We start from the raw sequence: 18,998 nt of genomic DNA, 5'->3' as shown, positions 1-18,998 counted from the left end.
ATTCTATAAATATTTACTTTATTTTATTATTATGTAAGTATGTAATTGTAAGTAGCTGAATAGTTACAGAATTTTTATAAAAGGTTAAAAAATACAATAAATTCACTATTAAGGAGGAAAGGATATTATTTTATAAATATCTTGAATTGTATATGAAAGTAACGGTAATTAGTATGCCTGTTTATCACAAGGTAGACAAGCCTGGTATGGCAATTATACCACCAACAGCAATATACTTGTTGGGAGAAATTTTACGTATAAATGGTCATGAAGTTGACATAATTGATCCATTCTATATAAGGAAACTAAATCCAGTTGAGGATGAGAATTGTGAAAAGCTAATTGATTTTTTTAAGAAGAGATTGAAAAACACAGATTTAGTGTCAATTTCAAGCAATACTTTCAATTGGTCTATGACTGTAATAGCTATAAAAGTGATTAAAAAAATTTACCCTAATAAAAAAATCGTAGTAGGAGGTTTACATCCAACTTATTTCTATAAATATGTATTGGCTAGTACAAAAGCAGATTTTGTACTAGCTGGTGATGGTGAAAAATCATTGCTTAAGTTAGTTAATACAATTGAAACGAATGGAGAATATGCGAATGTGTTAGGCCTTGTCTGGAAAGAGGGTGGTCAAATTGTTAAAAATGGAGAAGCAGAAAGATTAGATAGAGAAGAGATAAAAGAGTTACCGTATCCTAATTTTTCTTATGTACCTAAAGATGTGTATGGGATAATTCCTATAGAGACATCAAGGGGATGTAGATATGGTTGTAGATTCTGCTCAATACCGCATAAGCATAATTGGGTTGGTTATGATGCTGATTGGGCTGCTGAACGTGTATTAAAAATAGTACATAAGTATAAGAAAAATTTTTTGCATCCATATGTATATATCGTAGACGATTGCTTTACAGTTGATAATGATAGAGCAATTAAGATTTTACAACATATATTTGAAAATAACAAAGATATTAGATTAACTATTGAAGCAAGAGCATCTGACTTGAAAAATGAAAAATTAATTGAACTACTAAGTTATCCACAAATTACAAGAGTGGCCATTGGAGTTGAATGTGGCTATAATGAAGGCTTAAAAGCAATTAATAAAGGTTTAACAATAGAATTGCTAGAAGAAAAAATTAAACTATTTGAAAAGTATGATTTAATGAAAAAAGTGTATTTTTCATTTATTATAGGATTCCCATGGGAAACTGTAGATAATTATATTCAGACTATTGATTATGCAGCAAGCATTGTAGAAAGATTTAGATATAAAAATGTAAATTTGAATTGGTTAAAGATATTCCCATCACAAATATGGGAAGAAAGAATGAAGTATGGTATAGATTTGGATGAAAGCGTTTATGACAATCATAACTTTAGTACTGATTTATATATTTTTAAGAGAACTCATCCTAGGGTCAACCGATATGCTAGAGATTTTATATTTGATTATTTAAAGCAATATGAAGAACGAGGCATTTGTCTATTTAATGGATAATAATAAATATAACAAATGATAAATCATTGGATAGACAAAAAATATATATAGATGAGTATAATTGATCTTTTAAAAGTGAATACAGATTAGAGAATTATAATGTTCATATTCGGTTCTCATTGAATAAAAAAACTTAAAGTAATCTGAGGTTTCATTAAAATTGGATCTATAATCAGTGCCTGTTGTTTCCAAAGAGGTATAAAAGATACTAGGAGATTTGAGTGATATAAAAAATTTAGGTCTTAAAGGTCTTGATATATAAGGGTTAAGAAATATGATTAGTCCTAAAAAATGGAAAGGAGGTGATAATTATGCAAAAAAAGAAATATGAAAAGCCTGTAGTAACACATTTAGGCGAAGAAAGAGTTCATGAAGCTGGACTTGTTGCAGTCGTTGTAGTTGTTGCTGCAGTTGTTGCACCAGACTAATGTAGAGTATATTCTCTATACATCCAAAGTTATTATTTGGATGTATAGGGGATATATAGTAATTTTGAAGTTATGAGGTGAATTTACATGAAGTTAATTAAATCGGCACAAATTGATATAACATATAAATGTAATTTTAGATGTAAACACTGTTTTAATTCAAGTGGTGAACATAATAATGGTTTAATAGAAATGACAGAAGACCAAATAATAAAAAATGTTAATGAATTTTTAGAATTGGGAGTCGATTCTTTATGTTGTTGTGGTGGAGAAGCACTTCTAAGAAAAGATATTGTTTACAAAGTGGGGAAAACTGTTAAAAATTATAATGATCAAATAAATGTAGCCCTAGTATCTAATGGGTATCTAATAGATGAAGAAGTGGCTTACAATTTAGCTGAGAATGGTATAAAAAGTGTACAAATTAGTATTGATGGCGCTAACTCTGAAGAACATGATTGGATGAGAAATATGCCAGGAAGTTATGAAAGAGCAATACAAGCAGTTGATAATTTGGTTAAAAATGGAATTAATGTGGAAACTGCATTTGTTCCAACGGAAAAAAATATAAAAGATCTGGGCAATGCTATAGATAACGCATATAATTTGGGAATTTCAAATTTTAGGATACAGCCAGCTATGTCTTTAGGAAGAGCTAAGAAAAATTTAAATGATTATCTTTTAGATTATAATGGCTTTATTAAATATAAAAGTATATTAGATAAAAAGAAGATTCAATATATAAATCAAAACTTTACCATTGAATGGGGAGATCCATTAGAGCACTTAAGATTTATTGATGGAGTAAAAAAATCTAACATTCATGTTGCAGTTAATGCATATGGAGATATTTTAATATCACCATATTTACCAATAGCATTTGGAAATGTAAAGAAAGCTTCTATAAAACAATATATGGATGCTGGATTAAAAGATGTATGGGATAATGAATTTTTAAAAGCTATTATATCTAAAATTCATTCAGTAGATGATATGGATTTAAGTCGTATTGGATTACCTGAAATTTACCTTGATAAAAATATAGATTTGGATTTATTAAATGATAACTATGAAGAAAAAACAAAGAAATTACTGTTAGAGTTGGGGTGGTGAGAATAATGGAAGATATTGAAGTAGTGCAATATTCAGAGGTAGAAGAAGCTTTCAAGTTAATAAAATCAAAAAAATTAGAAAAAAATGATGACTATTTTATTAGTTTTGAAATGGATTTAAAGTCATTTGATGAAACCAGTCTTAGAAGATTACTATTTGATTATAAAATTTTAATTTTTAAGGATGGGAAAGAGGAGAATGCTGACTTTATAATATACAAAGTTCCTGAATTGGAAGAGGATGAAAGTGAAATTACCATTTGGGCGTTTAATACGAAAAATATAAAGTTTTTATCTGATACAATCAACAAAATAAAAAAGGAATATTCTTTTTATTCATGGTCACGTATTAAATTAGATATCTTAAACTGCCAAAGTGATAAGATAAATTTAGATAATATAAAAGGCATTGGATTTGAAAAGGATTTAGTTATCAATAGTAATAAAGAAGAAAATAATAGGATATTATATAGATTATATTATGAAAGGGAGGAGCGTTAATGGAATATAAGCAATTTTTAGATAAGTTAAAAGATAAAGATTTAAATAATTATTATCCTATATTTCAAAAGGAAAAAATTGTAGTTGATGAAAAGAATTGTAACTATCAATTAGTTTTATCTAATTATGATGTTATTTACTTAAGTGAGGTTGCTTATGAAATTCTAAAATATTGTAATGGAGAAAATTCAATAAGCGAAATTATAGATATACTATTTAATATATATGATGTTGAAAAGATTAATTTGAAAAATGATATTCTAATAACTTTTTATGAGTTATGGAATAATACGGTAGTTGAGTGGAAGGATAAGAAAAATATTTTTAGTTCTTTATATATGTATTCCCCTAAGATAGGTGTTGAGTATAAAGTTCCAATATTTCAAGAAATAATTAAAAGATTAAAAGATGAGCATAGTAGATATATATTTAATTCTCATTATAATAAACTTGTTAAGTTTAGTAAACCTTATTTAGAAAAAGGAATTAAATTTTTAGGAACATTATATTTTGATTGTTATGATAATGACAAGTTAAAATTTTCAATAGCATATACACCAGTATACTCTTATCTAACAGGTAAAGAACTTTTAGGCTTTAATATAGAATATATTCTCATTTTAGATGATGATATAGAATTTGTAAAAGAAAACTTAGGAGAATTATTAAAATGGAGTATGACATTTATTAACCTTAATAGCTTAAAAGCAAGAACTGATAGATTGTTTTTCCAAATAGAGTTGTCAAGTGAAAATGGAAAAATAGATTTCCTTAGTTCATTAGGATTTAGTAAAAATCAATGTAATAAGGGAAGAAATATAATTATGGAAAAGTTAATCAAATACTAGTAAAGACTACTTAGAGATTGGAGGAAAATATGAATATTTTATTAACTTTTGTTCCAGCAATGGTTGCAAAAAAAAAATTTGAACTTTGGGAAGCACCTCCAATGGCTTTATATGTTTTAGAGACTGTTTTAAGACATGCTGGTAACAATGTGAAAATTGTAGATCCTTCTGAATATCTAGAGCTTAATGGAGAAGAGGAGCTACCACAAAAAAGTTTTGAGTTATTATCAGAAAAGCTTGAGGGTATAGATTTGGTAGCATTTTCAGTTAATACATTTAATTGGGGAATATCAAAAATAATTATTAATAATTTATCAAAGGAATTCCCTAATTTATTAATAGCATTAGGTGGTTTGCATCCAACAATTTTTGATGAATATGCACTAAATACAACAGGGGCACATTTTGTTATGAGAGGTGAAGGTGAAAAGACATTTCCTGAGCTAGTAAGCTGTCTAGAAAAAGGTGAATCACTAGATTATATAGAAAATCTGTCATATAAAAAAAATGGTAGGATCAAGATAAATAAATCAGCGAAAAGTTTGCCAGTAGAATTCCTAGAAACTTGTGAACAGCCAGATTATTCATTGATGTATCAAAAAGGAGTATATAAAGTTTACCCGGTTGAATCCTCAAGAGGATGTGCATTTAGTTGCGTATTTTGTTCAATTCCACATAGGAATAATTGGAGAGGGTATTCGCCTGAAAACGTAGTTGATAGGGTTGATAACTTAGTGGAGAATATAATAAATTTAGAAGATATTGACCACGTTTTATTTGTAGATGATTGTTTTTCGATAGATACGAAAAGAGCAGCTAAAATATTTCATAGATTATTTGAGAAATATGGAACAAAAATAAAGTACTTTATAGAAGTTAGGGTATCGAATATTATTAAAGGCGATTTATTTTATAATATTCCTAAAGATATGATTTCTGGAATGCAAATTGGGGTTGAATGTGGATATGATGAGGGACTTAAGTTAGTAGGAAAAGGCATTACAGTAGCACAGCTTTGTAAATCACTTGAAATTATGCATATAACTAGTTTTGCAAATAAGATTTTCTTATCTTTCATAATTGGATTCCCATGGGAGGATGAAGCAGATATTAATAAGACATTAGATACTGTTCAATATATAGCTCAAAGGTATAAAGTAGTTTGTAATTTAAATTGGCTTTTAATGTTACCATCAGATTTATGGAGTCAAAGAGAAAAATATAACATTGATGTGGATGAGACAATATATGATGATCCTTTATGGGTTAGTAGTAAAGAAATATTTTACAAAGTACATCCTAAGATTTCAAAGGATGAAGTAAAAAGAGTTGAAGAACGTATTATAAAATTAACAAAATTGAGCCATTCTCTAGTGCTTTTTAAGAAGTTGGAACTTGAATAAGTTAAAAGTTTAAGTAGGAATCTAAAAGCTGAGAGTTGAGTCAGAGATAATTAATACTGATTATAAATCTAGCAAACTGAGAAATATTTTCTATTTGTTTCGTATTTTTAAAAATTTGGTTTTAGGGTAGAAGTTATTGAAATATAAGATTGCATATTCTCATAAAAGCAAAGTTTCTTTTGGGGAGGCAATTACTAAAGTTTAGTAAGAGGGGAAAAAATGAATATATTTGTTTTAAAGATATTAGCACTTTGTTTTATGGTACTTGATCATTTAAATATGTATATGCCAGATATATTTCCAATAGAATTTAGATGGATTGGTAGAATGGCAGCACCAATATTTATATTTTGTTTAGTTCAAGGGATGATTCATACAAGTGCCAGAAAAAAATATATAATTCGTTTGTATGCGGCTTCAGTTGTGTTAGGAATTGAAGAAATAATTTTAATGAATATATTTCCAAATTCTCAACAACCTTTGATGAATTCAATGTTTGCAACATTATTTATAATAGGAGTTTTTATATACATAATTAATTCTGGATTATCTGTTAAAAAGAAGATAATAGCATTTGTAGGTTTTATACTAACTCAAACTATCATAGGATATATAATAACAATTTTATTTATACCAATTAATCAACTTAATACTTTAAGTCAAAGCTCATTGATTGAATATACATCAAAGTGTGAGTGCATCACAAATTTTTTACCTAATTTTATTTATTGTGATGGTGGCTTTCAATGGATTATATTAGGAGTGGGAATGTATTTATTTAGAAGTAACAAAAAGAAACTTACAATTATGTATTGTTTATATTCGTTATTTGAATTTACTAGTACAGCGCTTATAGGAATGACTATGAGTAATTTATTTTTTGTAAATTATCAATGGATAATGATAATTACAGTACCATTTTTATTATTATATAATGGAGAAAAAGGAAAAGGATTAAAGTTTCTATTCTATATATTTTATCCATTACATATAGGAGTAATATTTATACTTTCCAATATTATCTAAAATTAAGGCGAATTTTAATATATCATCATAAATTACACATCAGCAATGATTAAGTTATGATTGTTGCTGGTTTAAAAATTTAATTAAAGAAATGGTATAGTATAATTAACACATATATATATATAATCGATACAAATGTTTTTATTTTTAATTAAATATGGTATATATTTTAACAATTAGGAGGGTATTATGAAGAATGAAATTTTGGAAATTAAGAATTTTTCAAAAATGTATTTAAAGAACAAAGAGGCAGTATCAAATTTTAATTTAATAGTTGAATCAGGAGATATTTATGGTTTTATAGGGCATAATGGAGCAGGAAAAACAACTACAATTAGGTCCGTGGTGGGAGTACTGGACTTTGAAAAGGGTGAAATACTGATAAATGGCAATTCAATAAAAGAAGATCCTATAGCATGTAAATCTGTTTTAGCATATATTCCGGATAATCCTGATTTATATGAATATGTTACAGGTATTCAATATTTAAATTATATTGGAGATATGTTTAATGTAGATATAGAAATTAGAAAGAAGAGGATTGAAAAATATTCAGATTTATTTGAAATAACTAAAAATCTTGGTGATTTAATTAGTTCATATTCTCATGGGATGAAGCAGAAACTTGCTATAATTGCTGCGTTTTTACACAAACCAAAGTTATTACTTCTAGATGAGCCGTTTGTAGGGCTTGATCCTAAAGCAGCGTTTCAATTAAAAAATATGATGAAAGAATTATGTGCAGAGGGAAGTGCAATTTTTTTCTCAACTCATGTGCTAGATGTTGCAGAAAAGCTTTGTAATAAAATTGTAATAATAAAACAAGGTAAACAAGTGTTAAATGGAAATACTGAGGAAATTTTAGGGAATGATAGCCTTGAAGAAATTTTCCTAAAGGAGGAAGAAAAATGAAAGGTAGATATACACTTTTAACTAAGATGCAACTTTATAATTTGTTTGGCATTAACAGAATGATTCATAGTAAAGTAAAAAAAGAAAGAAATCATATAGTGTTTATAGGGAGCTTTTCACTTATATTATTTGCATTTATGTTGGTATATAGCACTTTATTTGTTAGAACTTGCATAAGGTTAGGACTTATTGATATTTTACCATCCTTTATGCTAACAATTTCATTTTTAATTACTTTATTTTTTACTTTTATTAAAGGTAGTAATATGCTCTTTGGTGTTAATGACTATGATATGGTTATGTCTTTGCCAGTAACTAGTACACAAGTAGTTTTAAGTCGTTTAACTAGTGTGTATATACTCAATATTCTTATTGGGGTTATTGCACTTGCACCAGCTAGTATATTTTTTGGAAATTTATTAAATGAACCTATTTCTTTTTATATTATGATATTATTTACATTATTTTTGTCTCCGTTAATTCCTATGATTATTGCAATAGCATTGAGTACAGTAATCACAATTTTTTCTAGTAAATTTAAAAATAAGAATATATTATCTTTAATATTTAGTACATTAGTAGTTCTTGTATTTATCATCGTATTGGGAATTTTTGAGGCGCAAGGAGAAGTGGCGATAGAGACTATTGGAATAACTATAGCTAATCTAATAAATCATATATATCCTTTAGCATATATAATTACAACTGCACTTTTAAAAGGTAGTTGGTTTCATTTTGGAGCATATTCAATTATTTCAGTAAGTATAGCTGGAATATTTGTAATGATATTAGCGAATTATTATACTAAAATTAATACAGCTGTTTCTTCTAATGGATCAAAAAGTAACTTTAAGTTAGGTGAAATAAAAAAGAATTCTGTATTTATGGCTATGTATAAAAAAGAACTTAGAAGGTTTTTGTCATGTACAATCTACGCACTTAATTCTTCAATATGTTTAGTTTTGTTAATTATAACTTCAATAGCACTGTTGATTATAGGTAAAGTTAATTTACAATTGGCAGGCCAAATGAAATTAATTTATGATTCTGGTATAAAAGCAGCTCCATTTATTAGTGCGTTATTGGTTGGATTATCATCTACGACCTCAGTAGCATTATCTTTAGAAGGAAAAAGTCGTTGGATAATGGCTTCTTTACCAGTAAGTTCTAAACAAATTTTTAAGTCAAAGATTGCAGTAAACTTAACAACTACTTTGCCAGTTATAGTAGTAAGTTCTATATTACAATGCATTGCATTAGATTCAAGCTTTATAGAAAGTATATTTATATTTATAATTCCTATTGCTTATGCATTTTATATTTCTATATTAGGAATGGGTATGGATGTGAAATTTTGTAGATACGATTGGACTAGCGAATATAATGCAGTAAAAGGTTCGATATCAGTTTTGATTGTGATGGGCATAGGGATAGCTTCAGCATTTATTCCAATGGTTTTATATTTAGCTTTTAATAAATACAATTTAATAATTTCAATTTTAACTATTATTATAATTACAATAATATCAGCAATCATATATAAGAAATTAGTTAATAAAAAAATATATGTGTAAGTGTAAAAGATTTAACGTCTAGCGAAAGCAGAATCTGTCTTTAGAAAATTATTATAGTAATTTAAACAAGAAGAAGTGCCATATGCAGTAAGCGCTTCAGAAAATATCGTATTAAAAAATTGTAAAATAATGTATAAAAAATAGCCAGCATAATAATAAAGTGTACCCCAAATGTTAGACTAAATATCTATCATATTGAGGTGTATTTTTATGTCTAAATATTCGTGTAAAGGTAAGCGTAAAAAAATTAACGGATAGATAAATGTAGGCCTCTTTTGCTAGAATTATAGCAGTAATTTTAACAAGGAAGGTGAAATTATGAAGATATCAGTTAAAAAAGTAGAAAATGTACAAACTACATGTCATGTAGATCAAAACTGTTAGTCAATGTTTGAAAATCAACAGGTAATTTGAGTATTGCCTGTTGATTTTTAATATTGATAGGTAGTATAAAGGAGAAATTAATATGAAAGTAATTATAAATCCAACTTTACCTTTGCATATAGATAAAAATCATGATGGCATACGTCTTGGTAATTTGCCAGTAACAGGAAAAATAATAGAAGGAATTGATAAAAATTTAATATTTTTATTGAAACAGTGTATAAAGCCTGTTGATGTTAATAAATTGATAAATTTGTGTGTTTTAGAAAGTAGAATTGATAGACAGAACATTAATGAGACAGTTAATTGTCTACTAAATGAAAGATATTTGGTTGATTATTCTGATTACTGTGATATATTACACAATGAATTATTTAATAGGCAGGTATTATTTTTTTCTATGTTCAATAGTTTTTCCAAAGCTACTAGTATGATAAAAGTAATGAAAGAGAAGAGAATAGTTATTTTAGGAGTTGGAGCAATAGGATGTAATGTAGCAAATCAACTTATAAAAGCAGGCATAAATAAATTAACATTAGTTGATTCAGATACAGTAGAATATACAAATCTGCATAGACAATTATTATTTAAAAATAGTGATGTTGGTAGTTTAAAGACAGATGCAGCAAAAAGAAATTTATTAGAAGTTAATTTAAATGCAGATATAAAAACTATTAATATATATATAAATAATGAAGATAACTTAGAACCAATAATTAAAGAATGCGATTTAGTATTATGTACAATGGATAAGCCAACTAGGAATATAGTAAATAACGTATGCGTTAGAAATGATAAATCTATTCTTTTTGCAGGATTTTCTGAATATGTTGGTATGATTGGACCATTTATCATTCCTCATAAAACTGCATGTTTAAAATGTATTGATAGTAGTATTAATAAGAATATTAATAAGAATATTAATGATATGTCTATAAATTCAGATAGAATAATTCCATCATTTGGACCACTTTGTAATTGCATTGCTAGTATAGCTACATCAGAAATAATAAAATATATTTCAGGTTTTACTGATTCGAAATTAATTGGATCAACACTAATGGTTGATTTAATTAATTTTAAAATGGAACTAACACCATGGCACAAAAATAATGAATGTACCATATGTAGCAAATAATTAGGTTAAAATTTATGAAAAAGGAATTGATAAGTATGTTTATGTCTATAGATAAATATTTAAAAAAAATAGATAAAAAGTTATTGGAATCAAAGTTAAATTATAAGAAATATATAATTGGAAAATCACGAAATAATAAGGATATTATATTATTTGAAATATATAATATGGATATAAATGCTATGTTTCTTGGTTTCCCACATCCTAATGAACCATTATCTCAGATAATAATAAATAATGTATTAGATTTAGCTTTAGAGATTCAGAATGGTGGAAATAAGAAATGGATGATTATTCCTGTGTGGGACGTAGATGGCGCAGAAATAAATGAAAAATGGTGGAAAAAAGATGATTATACTATATTAGATATAATTAAATATTGGTATAGACCGTCAACTTTATATGCATTTTTTAAACAACGTAGACTTAATGCAAATAAATAATTTTATAATATTTAAGAAAAATGGTGAATTTCAAAGGTCACGCCTCGCCTCCACCATAAAATCCACGACCATTTGTATGTGGCTTAAATAGCTGCTTACAGGTGGTCGTGTTTTTTATTGTCACGGGTAGTGCTACAATCAAACTCACAAAATCTAATTTTTGGATTTTTGTGGGTTGTTTATTTTTCATAAAGCATTATATTTTAGTACCAAACATAATATATTCATTTTATGAGGAAGAATCTAAACATGAAAAAGAAACGTCTAATATAATATAAAAATATAGTGAAAAAGTTAAAAGTTATTTAAAATATAGTATATAATGTATTATATGGGATAAGGAGGGTGAAAAGTGAAGTTAACATATTATTTATTTAAAAGCACAGTAAAGAAGTTTGAGGATACCATTATTAGTAAAAAGGTAACCGCTAGTAACAATTTTGAAGAATTAAAAATAACAAATGAAAAATTAAACTTTGAAACTAAGGTATTTATTCAAAGGAATAAGACAAAAGAGCCTAAATGGTTAAAATTTTTAGAGAACGATGCTGAAATTTTAGATAAGGCTGAATTAAAAAACACTGTAAATTCATTTATAATCATTTTAAAAATTTATAAAAATGACAATGAATATTTCTTTGGGATTACCGGTGGAATGGGATTTACAGGGATTAATAAAGATAAGTTAGAGAGTGATTTTGGACTAAAGGTAACATTGAACTGCGTTAATCCATCAGAATTAAAAGCAGTGGATGTGAGAAATATTGATATAAAAACAAGACAAAAAAGAATACATATTAATAAAGGCAGCAGAATTGATGAGTTTGAGTTTGATTTTCAACAAGATATTATTAATTTGGTATCAGGAAAAAGTAAGGTAGAGAAAATTGGAAAAAATTTAAGGGGAACAGCTTCTTTGAACTTGGATAGTGATATTAGGTTTGAAATTTTAGGAGACAAATGTAGAGAGTTGTTAGATCTATATCAAAGTGAGGATTATAAAGAGGAATTTGATTTTATAGATAATATGAAGCTAATTAAGAGTAAAGAATTAAAAAATACATTATTTATGTGCTTATGGGAAAGTATTGGTGATAGAGATGAAAAGGTAATACTAACATACCCTGACATGATTGAATACGAAAGATGCACTAATTTTAAATTAATGTATAATTCTAAGCATAAGGAAGTTGAAGATTTAGATATAAAAAAACTATATGATTTTTTAGATGAACTTAATATAAACAAATATGAAAATTATGAAAAAGTAAAAGTGGTTGGGTTGGATGAATTCGGAACTCCAGTAACAACAACTGTAAGTATCAAGGAATTTATTGTTTATGAAATCAAGTTTGAAGAAAAGTTATATATATTTACACTAAACGATTGGTACTATATCGAAGAAAATTATTATAAGGTTATTCAAGAGGAAGTAAATAAGATTGCTTTAATGAATGATGGTTTTTTACATCCTATAAAAAAAGGAGAGAGTGAAGGTTCATATAACGAGAGGCATAATAACGATTATTTTATGCTAATGGATAAAGATAATTTCCAAATACCTAAGTCTAAAAGTAAAATAGAAGTATGTGATTTATTTTCAAAAGAAAATCATTTTGTATGTGTGAAGAGGGAAACATCATCAGCTACTTTGAGTCATCTTTTCGCACAGGGATCTGTTTCTATGGATTTGTTAAGAAATGTTCCAGAATATAGAGAAAAACTTACAAGCTCAATAGATAATAAATTTAAGCATCTAAACTATAATATAAATAATTTTCCATACGATAAATCTATAGTGGTTTATGCCATATCAACAGATAAAGGTGAAGATATTAGAAAAATAATTCCATTCTTTAGTAAGGTTAATTTGTTACAACACGTAAAAAGAATTAAAGAATTAGGAATGGATGTACGATTATTTAAAATTCCAATAATTAAATAAAGTAGGAATTAACTCAATTATATTTAACGGATTTAAAATTAATTATATTTGCAGAGGGGTTTACAATGAATTATGAATCATTAGAAAATAAAAATTTTTGGATAATAGATACTAATAATTATACTCAAAATTATAAGAAATATTTTGATGAAAATAAGGTGGTAATGGGATTAGGAAAGGATATTAATCTTACAGAGAATATAAATTTAGGAAAGCAAATAAAACATGAATTTCAAGATTATTTAAATGAATTTGTGAAAATAAGCAAAGGCGATTATATAGCTTGGGTATGGATGCAAGTGGTTGAAAAAGATAATAATAGATATTTAGAGTATAATACAATTATTGGTGAAGTTAATGATGAACTTAGTAATATATATGAGTACAAAAATGATATAGGGCATATATTACCTATTAGATTAATAAAGAAACGAAATAAGTTATTAAATGCTTATGATAAAATAAGATGTTATAAAATAAATGAAATAAAAAATCCTAATTCAGTTAAAGAATTCAGAAATTTAGAGGGATTTGATGAATTAGATGATAAAAATAATAATATTTATTTGAAAATATTTTACTTTGGTTTGGAGCATATTGAGGAAAAAGAAAATGAATTAGTAATTGATTTAAGTGATTTAAAGATAAAAAATAAAGATTATTTAGATGAAATAAAAAAATATTCTAAAAATGATTTTTTACTTGGAGAATTTATTTCTACGAGAGATGAAGTGAGAGTTACAAGAGTTATAGGGAAAATTAGAGATATTTCTATAGATAAAAAAATAGAATAGTTTTAGATATAATATCTAAAGAAAATAAGAAATATGAATATGGTTCAATCATTAGTATTAAAAGTTATTCTAAGAATGCTTCTTGGAAAAATATAATAAATAAATGTATTAGAAACTATAATAATACGATATTCTATGGCCCACCAGGAACAGGTAAAACATATAATATTGATAATGAAGTATTAAAAATTATAGATACAGCTACATATATAGAATTTAAGAATGATAGAAATAATATACATGATAAAATAGCAACTTTGCAAGCTGATAATCAAGTTAGAATTTGCACATTTCATCAATCATATGGGTATGAAGAATTTATAGAGGGATTAAGACCGGATGATGAAGGAAATTATAAATTAGAAGATGGTTTATTAAAACAAATAACTGTAGATGCAATATTTGAGGGATTACTTTATGAGTTTAAAGCAGAGTTGTTAGAAAAAGCAAATAATAAGATTAATGATGTATCTCATGAAGAGAAAAAGAAACTTGTATTAAAGCACATAAATGATAGTTCTAAGTTTGATTTCTTTTGTGGTGAACAATATGTATTGGTTATAGATGAAATTAATAGAGGTAACATATCAAAAATATTTGGTGAGTTGATAACTTTATTAGAAGAAGATAAGAGGTTAGGAAACGAAAATGAAATGAGATTAAAGTTACCATATTCTAAAGAAGATTTCACTTTACCACCTAATCTACATATAATTGGAACAATGAATTCATCTGATAAATCTATAGCACCGATTGATATTGCACTAAGAAGAAGATTTAAGTTTATTGAGATTATGCCAAATGCAGAATTATTGGGTATAATTGATGGAATAGACTTAAAAGAAATGCTCAAAAAGATTAATGCTAGAATAGAATACTTACATGACAGGGATCATACAATTGGACATGCATATTTTATTAATAATAAAAATTTAGAGGATATAAAAGAAACGCTAACTAATAAAATTATTCCTTTACTACAAGAATATTTTTATGAAGATTATGATAGGATTGGCTTAGTTTTAGGGGGAATAGGTAATTCTGAGATTGATAAGTTTATTGTATATAAAGAATCCATGAATCCAAACGACTTATTTAAAGACACTTCCGAATATGACTTTAATACAATAAATAAATATCATGTAAAAAGCGATATAACTGAAGCAGATATAAAGAGTATATATGAATAAATATATATGCGTTAGAGAAGCTTTTGAATGGATTCATATTGGAAATGGGGAAAAAGAATTAAGTATTAGTGATAAAAATTCATTGATAAAGTATTTAGAAACTACTGTATCTAAATCTAATGATAGTGATATTATTGAACAAAAATATAATAAAATTAGATTTATTAATTATGTAGGAATTATAAAGATAAAAAATGTAATCATAGAGGTTATTCCTAAAATATCATTAAACAATGATATTAACAAAGATAAAAAAATGTTGTTACATATGCTTTCAAAATGCATGGATTTAGAAATTAATTTAGATAAAGCAATAGATTCTACAAATGCGAACTATAACTTATTAGAATTAATCTTAAATAAATATATTAGCGTGTTATTAAAGGAGATAAATAAGGGGCTTTATCATGAGTATATTAATAAAGAAGAAAATTTAGGCAGTATAAAAGGAAAAATATTATTTAAGGAAAATATTAAAAATAAATGCATTAGAAAACCAAAGGTATTCTGTAGTTACGGAGAATACAGTGAGGATAATAACTTGAATCATATTTTTAAATTAGCCTGTATGAAGGGAATAAATAAGGTTCAAGATAATACACTTATTAATAAAATTAAGAAAGCAATTTTTCATTTAAGTAATATTAGTACAATTCCAATTAATAAGAATATGGTTAGTAAATACAAGATAAGTAAACAAAATAAAAGATTCTCGGAATGCTTAGAACTTGCAAAATTTATTTTACTTAATATTAGCAATGAAAATGCTATTGGGAATAATCAAGGCTTTTCTATGTTATTTGAAATGAATATGTTATATGAAAAGTATATTTGGAAATTAGTAAAAATGATAAGTATAAATAATAATAAAAAAGCCATACAACAAGACGATAGAAATTATCTTCTGATTAATAAAAAAACAAGGAATGAGGAATTTAACTTAATACCAGATATAGTCATTGAAGAAAACAATATTCCAACCGTAATCATAGATACAAAATGGAAGTCTATAGAGCATAATTCTAGACTTTCATATAAAAACACTGATATATATCAGATGTATGCATATATAAATTCATATAAGGAAGCAAAGAGAGTTGTATTATTATATCCTTCATTAGTTAGAGAAAAGGAATATCCGAAATGGAGCTTATTAGGCTGTGAGGACAAGAGTATTGAAATAAAAACTATAAGATTAGATGAATGCAATAATACGGTGGAGGATTTAACAAAGATAATTTTAGATATATAGGATTTCTAAATAGTATTTTTCTGAAATAGTGGATATTTTATTATTATGCTAAATTTTAACTATTAAATTGAAGAAGATTTTATTAAAAAGTAAAGGCGATAATTTAGAATGTATTATGAATTCAGTATTCTTGAAAAAAATCAAGGAAAGTATAAAGTTAATATATGTATAAAAGATGAAAGTAAGAATATAATTTTTAAAGGTATAACAGTAGCTAACTATGATAAAAACATTGGAATGGTATTATTGGATCAAAATTATATAAAAAATGCTATACAAAATGAAATGATAAGATTAGATTTAATTTCTAAATTAAAAAGATATATTAAATCAATTATATGATATGGTGGATTTTAAAGGTCACGTATCGCCTCCACCATGAAACCAACGACCATTTGTATGTGGCTTGAATAGATGCTTACAGGTGGTCGCGTTTTTTTATTGTCACGGGTAGTATCACAATAATTTAACACATGATGAAAAATAATTTGTAAAAATGTTGACGTTTACTTTAGTTCGTGTTATACTTCATTCATAACATAAAATGTATATAAATATCAGGCATGTGACTGGTAATGCAGGCAGGACTTGAATAGGCTAATATTATATTAGTTTATTTGAGTCCTTTTTTATCTTGGCCAAATAAAAAAGTCTGTGAACATTATTTAATGAGAGGAGACAAATAATATGAGTTACAAAGAAGTAGCAGCGAAGATATTAAAAGCAGTAGGTGGAGATGAAAATGTTGAACATTTGGAACACTGCTCAACAAGATTGAGATTCAACCTAATTGATAATAGCAAAGTAAAAGTGAAAGACCTTGAAAGTATTCCGGAGGTAATTGCTGTTAAGCAAAATGTACAATGTCAAGTAATTATTGGAAATGCAGTTGTTGAAGTATATGATGAGGTTAAAAAACTTATTTCTGATAAAGGAACAAGTGCTAACAATAATAAAGAAAAAAGAAAAGTAGGCGCAATAATTTTAGACTTTGTTATAAGTGTATTCCAGCCATTGATTCCAGCAATAGCTGGAGGTGGTATTTTAAAGTCACTGTTAATGCTTTTAAATATGCTCGGAATTCTATCAAATACTACACCTACATATAAGATATTAAATTTTGTTGGTGATGCACCATTATATTTCTTACCACTATTAGTAGCATTTACAACTGCTAATAAAATGAAGGTAAATCCATTAGTTGCAGTATCTGCTGTTGCAGCACTGTTAACACCTAATTTAGCTAAGATGCTTGGAGATGGAACTTTACTTTTTAATATACCAGTGCAGAATATAAACTATGCATATCAAGTTTTTCCAGCAATATTATGCGTATTATTATATTCACAGCTAGAAAAATTCTTTAATAAAATTAGTCCAAAGGTTATTCGTAGCTTTTTCGTTCCAATGATGTCATTACTTATAACTGTACCAATAACTTTACTTCTTCTTGGACCTATAGGCTATAATTTTGGGCAAGGGTTTGCAGCTGTAATATTATTTGTTTTTGGTAAATTTGGATGGCTAGCAGTAGCAATATTAGCTGCATTCTTACCATTTATGGTTGTTACAGGTATGCATAAGGCAATGATTCCTTACGTTGTTACCTCTTTAAGTCAATCAGGTAGAGAATTAATATATAATGCTGCATCACTTGCACATAATATTTCAGAAGCAGGCGGATGTTTTGCAGTAAGTATTCGTACAAAAGATAAAGCATTAAGATCTACTGCTGTATCAGCAGGTATATCAGCACTATTTGGAATTACTGAACCAGCATTATATGGTGTTACAATCTTACATAAACGTGTACTTTATGGTGTAATGGTTGGGTCTTTTATAGGAGGTGCTTTTTTAGGAATTCAAGCTGTTGAAGCATATGTAGCAGTAGGCCCTGGAATCGCAAGTTTATCTATGTTTATTTCTGAAACATTACCAAATAATCTGATGAATGCAGTAATAGGATTAGGGATTTCATTTGTAGCTTCATTTATTGCTGTAGCAGTTTTATGGAAAGAACAAGCACCTAGTAATAAGGAAGAGATAAAAATTGAGAGTAAAGAAGATATAAAAATCGAGAATAAAAAAGAAGAATTTAATGCACCGCTAGAAGGAGAATTAATCCCTTTAAGTGAAGTAAAAGATGATGTGTTTTCTAATAAATTAATGGGCGAAGGCTTTGCAATAATTCCATCTATTGGAGAACTATATGCTCCAATAGATGGTACAATTGAAATGGTATTTGAAACAAAACATTCTTTAGCAATGAAGTCAGAAGATGGTACTGAAATTTTTTTTCATGTAGGATTGGAGACAGTGAATTTAAAAGGAAAATATTTCAACCCAGAAGTTACTGTTGGAAAAAGTGTAAAGCAAGGGGATTTATTATTAAGCTTTGACTTAGATAAAATTATTGCAGAAGGATTTGATACAGTAACTTCAGTAATTATTACAAATAGACCAGATGCTAAGGTAGAAACTATAGAAAGTAAAAAAGTTAATAAGAGTGATAAAGTATTTACAATAAATTAGATAGGAGT

General features: G+C 26.7%; 16 protein-coding genes. All 16 read left to right on the top strand.

What is annotated here, in order from left to right; translation table 11 throughout:
* Nucleotides 1–152 precede the first annotated feature (152 nt).
* Nucleotides 153–1,508, top strand: a complete 1,356-nt coding sequence (locus CDLVIII_RS25785) for a radical SAM protein (RefSeq protein ID WP_009172429.1) — start codon at nt 153–155, stop codon at nt 1,506–1,508.
* A 515-nt stretch (nt 1,509–2,023) separates the two neighbouring features.
* Nucleotides 2,024–3,049, top strand: coding sequence for a radical SAM protein (locus CDLVIII_RS25780; RefSeq protein ID WP_009172427.1), 1,026 nt, complete (start codon nt 2,024–2,026; stop codon nt 3,047–3,049).
* A gap of 5 nt (nt 3,050–3,054) precedes the next feature.
* A complete protein-coding gene (locus CDLVIII_RS25775; RefSeq protein WP_009172426.1) occupies nt 3,055–3,549 on the top strand; it encodes a hypothetical protein in 495 nt (164 codons plus the stop codon).
* Nucleotides 3,549–4,397 carry a PqqD family protein gene (locus tag CDLVIII_RS25770; protein ID WP_009172425.1) on the top strand — a complete coding sequence of 283 codons (849 nt, stop codon included), beginning with the start codon at nt 3,549–3,551 and terminating at the stop codon, nt 4,395–4,397. The genes CDLVIII_RS25775 and CDLVIII_RS25770 overlap by 1 nt, the downstream gene beginning before the upstream one ends.
* 29 nt (nt 4,398–4,426) lie before the next feature.
* Nucleotides 4,427–5,800 carry a radical SAM protein gene (locus CDLVIII_RS25765; RefSeq protein ID WP_009172424.1) on the top strand — a complete coding sequence of 458 codons (1,374 nt, stop codon included), beginning with the start codon at nt 4,427–4,429 and terminating at the stop codon, nt 5,798–5,800.
* Nucleotides 5,801–6,019: 219 nt separating this feature from the next.
* Complete coding sequence (locus tag CDLVIII_RS25760) at nt 6,020–6,826, top strand: TraX family protein (protein ID WP_009172423.1); 807 nt, start codon at nt 6,020–6,022, stop codon at nt 6,824–6,826.
* Nucleotides 6,827–7,027: 201 nt separating this feature from the next.
* Nucleotides 7,028–7,738, top strand: coding sequence for an ABC transporter ATP-binding protein (locus tag CDLVIII_RS25755; RefSeq protein ID WP_035302572.1), 711 nt, complete (start codon nt 7,028–7,030; stop codon nt 7,736–7,738).
* Complete coding sequence (locus CDLVIII_RS25750) at nt 7,735–9,312, top strand: hypothetical protein (RefSeq protein ID WP_009172421.1); 1,578 nt, start codon at nt 7,735–7,737, stop codon at nt 9,310–9,312. Before CDLVIII_RS25755 ends, CDLVIII_RS25750 begins: the two co-directional genes overlap by 4 nt.
* Before the next feature lie 466 nt (nt 9,313–9,778).
* A complete protein-coding gene (locus CDLVIII_RS29495; protein ID WP_009172420.1) occupies nt 9,779–10,834 on the top strand; it encodes a ThiF family adenylyltransferase in 1,056 nt (351 codons plus the stop codon).
* Between the two features lie 14 nt (nt 10,835–10,848).
* On the top strand, nt 10,849–11,277 hold the full coding sequence (locus tag CDLVIII_RS25740) for a hypothetical protein (protein WP_144005393.1): 429 nt from the start codon (nt 10,849–10,851) through the stop codon (nt 11,275–11,277).
* 352 nt (nt 11,278–11,629) lie between these two features.
* Nucleotides 11,630–13,222 carry a DUF6119 family protein gene (locus tag CDLVIII_RS25735; protein ID WP_009172418.1) on the top strand — a complete coding sequence of 531 codons (1,593 nt, stop codon included), beginning with the start codon at nt 11,630–11,632 and terminating at the stop codon, nt 13,220–13,222.
* 65 nt (nt 13,223–13,287) lie between these two features.
* Nucleotides 13,288–14,016, top strand: a complete 729-nt coding sequence (locus CDLVIII_RS25730) for a hypothetical protein (RefSeq protein WP_035301931.1) — start codon at nt 13,288–13,290, stop codon at nt 14,014–14,016.
* Nucleotides 14,013–15,206: an AAA family ATPase gene (locus CDLVIII_RS25725; RefSeq protein ID WP_083825390.1), complete on the top strand. Its 1,194-nt coding sequence runs from the start codon at nt 14,013–14,015 to the stop codon at nt 15,204–15,206. Before CDLVIII_RS25730 ends, CDLVIII_RS25725 begins: the two co-directional genes overlap by 4 nt.
* Nucleotides 15,199–16,458: an McrC family protein gene (locus CDLVIII_RS25720; RefSeq protein WP_009172416.1), complete on the top strand. Its 1,260-nt coding sequence runs from the start codon at nt 15,199–15,201 to the stop codon at nt 16,456–16,458. Before CDLVIII_RS25725 ends, CDLVIII_RS25720 begins: the two co-directional genes overlap by 8 nt.
* Nucleotides 16,459–16,566: 108 nt before the next feature.
* Entirely contained in the window at nt 16,567–16,800 is a 234-nt protein-coding gene (locus tag CDLVIII_RS25715; RefSeq protein WP_009172415.1) for a hypothetical protein, read from the top strand.
* Nucleotides 16,801–17,145: 345 nt separating this feature from the next.
* Entirely contained in the window at nt 17,146–18,990 is a 1,845-nt protein-coding gene (locus CDLVIII_RS25710) for a beta-glucoside-specific PTS transporter subunit IIABC (protein WP_009172414.1), read from the top strand.
* The last annotated feature ends 8 nt before the right edge of the window (nt 18,991–18,998 follow it).

It is taken from the genome of Clostridium sp. DL-VIII, assembly GCF_000230835.1.
Lineage (GTDB): Bacteria > Bacillota > Clostridia > Clostridiales > Clostridiaceae > Clostridium.
The sequence above is the reverse complement of the archived record's forward strand: the minus strand, read 5'-3'. Positions and strand labels throughout refer to the sequence as shown.

Bases quoted from the DNA above. Each gene is read 5' to 3' on its own strand.
- CDLVIII_RS25720 (WP_009172416.1), top strand. From the start codon at position 15,199: ATGAATAAATATATATGCGTTAGAGAAGCTTTTGAATGGATTCATATT.
- CDLVIII_RS25760 (WP_009172423.1), top strand. From the start codon at position 6,020: ATGAATATATTTGTTTTAAAGATATTAGCACTTTGTTTTATGGTACTT.
- CDLVIII_RS25710 (WP_009172414.1), top strand. From the start codon at position 17,146: ATGAGTTACAAAGAAGTAGCAGCGAAGATATTAAAAGCAGTAGGTGGA.
- CDLVIII_RS25780 (WP_009172427.1), top strand. From the start codon at position 2,024: ATGAAGTTAATTAAATCGGCACAAATTGATATAACATATAAATGTAAT.
- CDLVIII_RS25775 (WP_009172426.1), top strand. From the start codon at position 3,055: ATGGAAGATATTGAAGTAGTGCAATATTCAGAGGTAGAAGAAGCTTTC.
- CDLVIII_RS25740 (WP_144005393.1), top strand. From the start codon at position 10,849: ATGAAAAAGGAATTGATAAGTATGTTTATGTCTATAGATAAATATTTA.
- CDLVIII_RS29495 (WP_009172420.1), top strand. From the start codon at position 9,779: ATGAAAGTAATTATAAATCCAACTTTACCTTTGCATATAGATAAAAAT.
- CDLVIII_RS25750 (WP_009172421.1), top strand. From the start codon at position 7,735: ATGAAAGGTAGATATACACTTTTAACTAAGATGCAACTTTATAATTTG.
- CDLVIII_RS25730 (WP_035301931.1), top strand. From the start codon at position 13,288: ATGAATTATGAATCATTAGAAAATAAAAATTTTTGGATAATAGATACT.
- CDLVIII_RS25770 (WP_009172425.1), top strand. From the start codon at position 3,549: ATGGAATATAAGCAATTTTTAGATAAGTTAAAAGATAAAGATTTAAAT.
- CDLVIII_RS25785 (WP_009172429.1), top strand. From the start codon at position 153: ATGAAAGTAACGGTAATTAGTATGCCTGTTTATCACAAGGTAGACAAG.
- CDLVIII_RS25715 (WP_009172415.1), top strand. From the start codon at position 16,567: ATGTATTATGAATTCAGTATTCTTGAAAAAAATCAAGGAAAGTATAAA.
- CDLVIII_RS25765 (WP_009172424.1), top strand. From the start codon at position 4,427: ATGAATATTTTATTAACTTTTGTTCCAGCAATGGTTGCAAAAAAAAAA.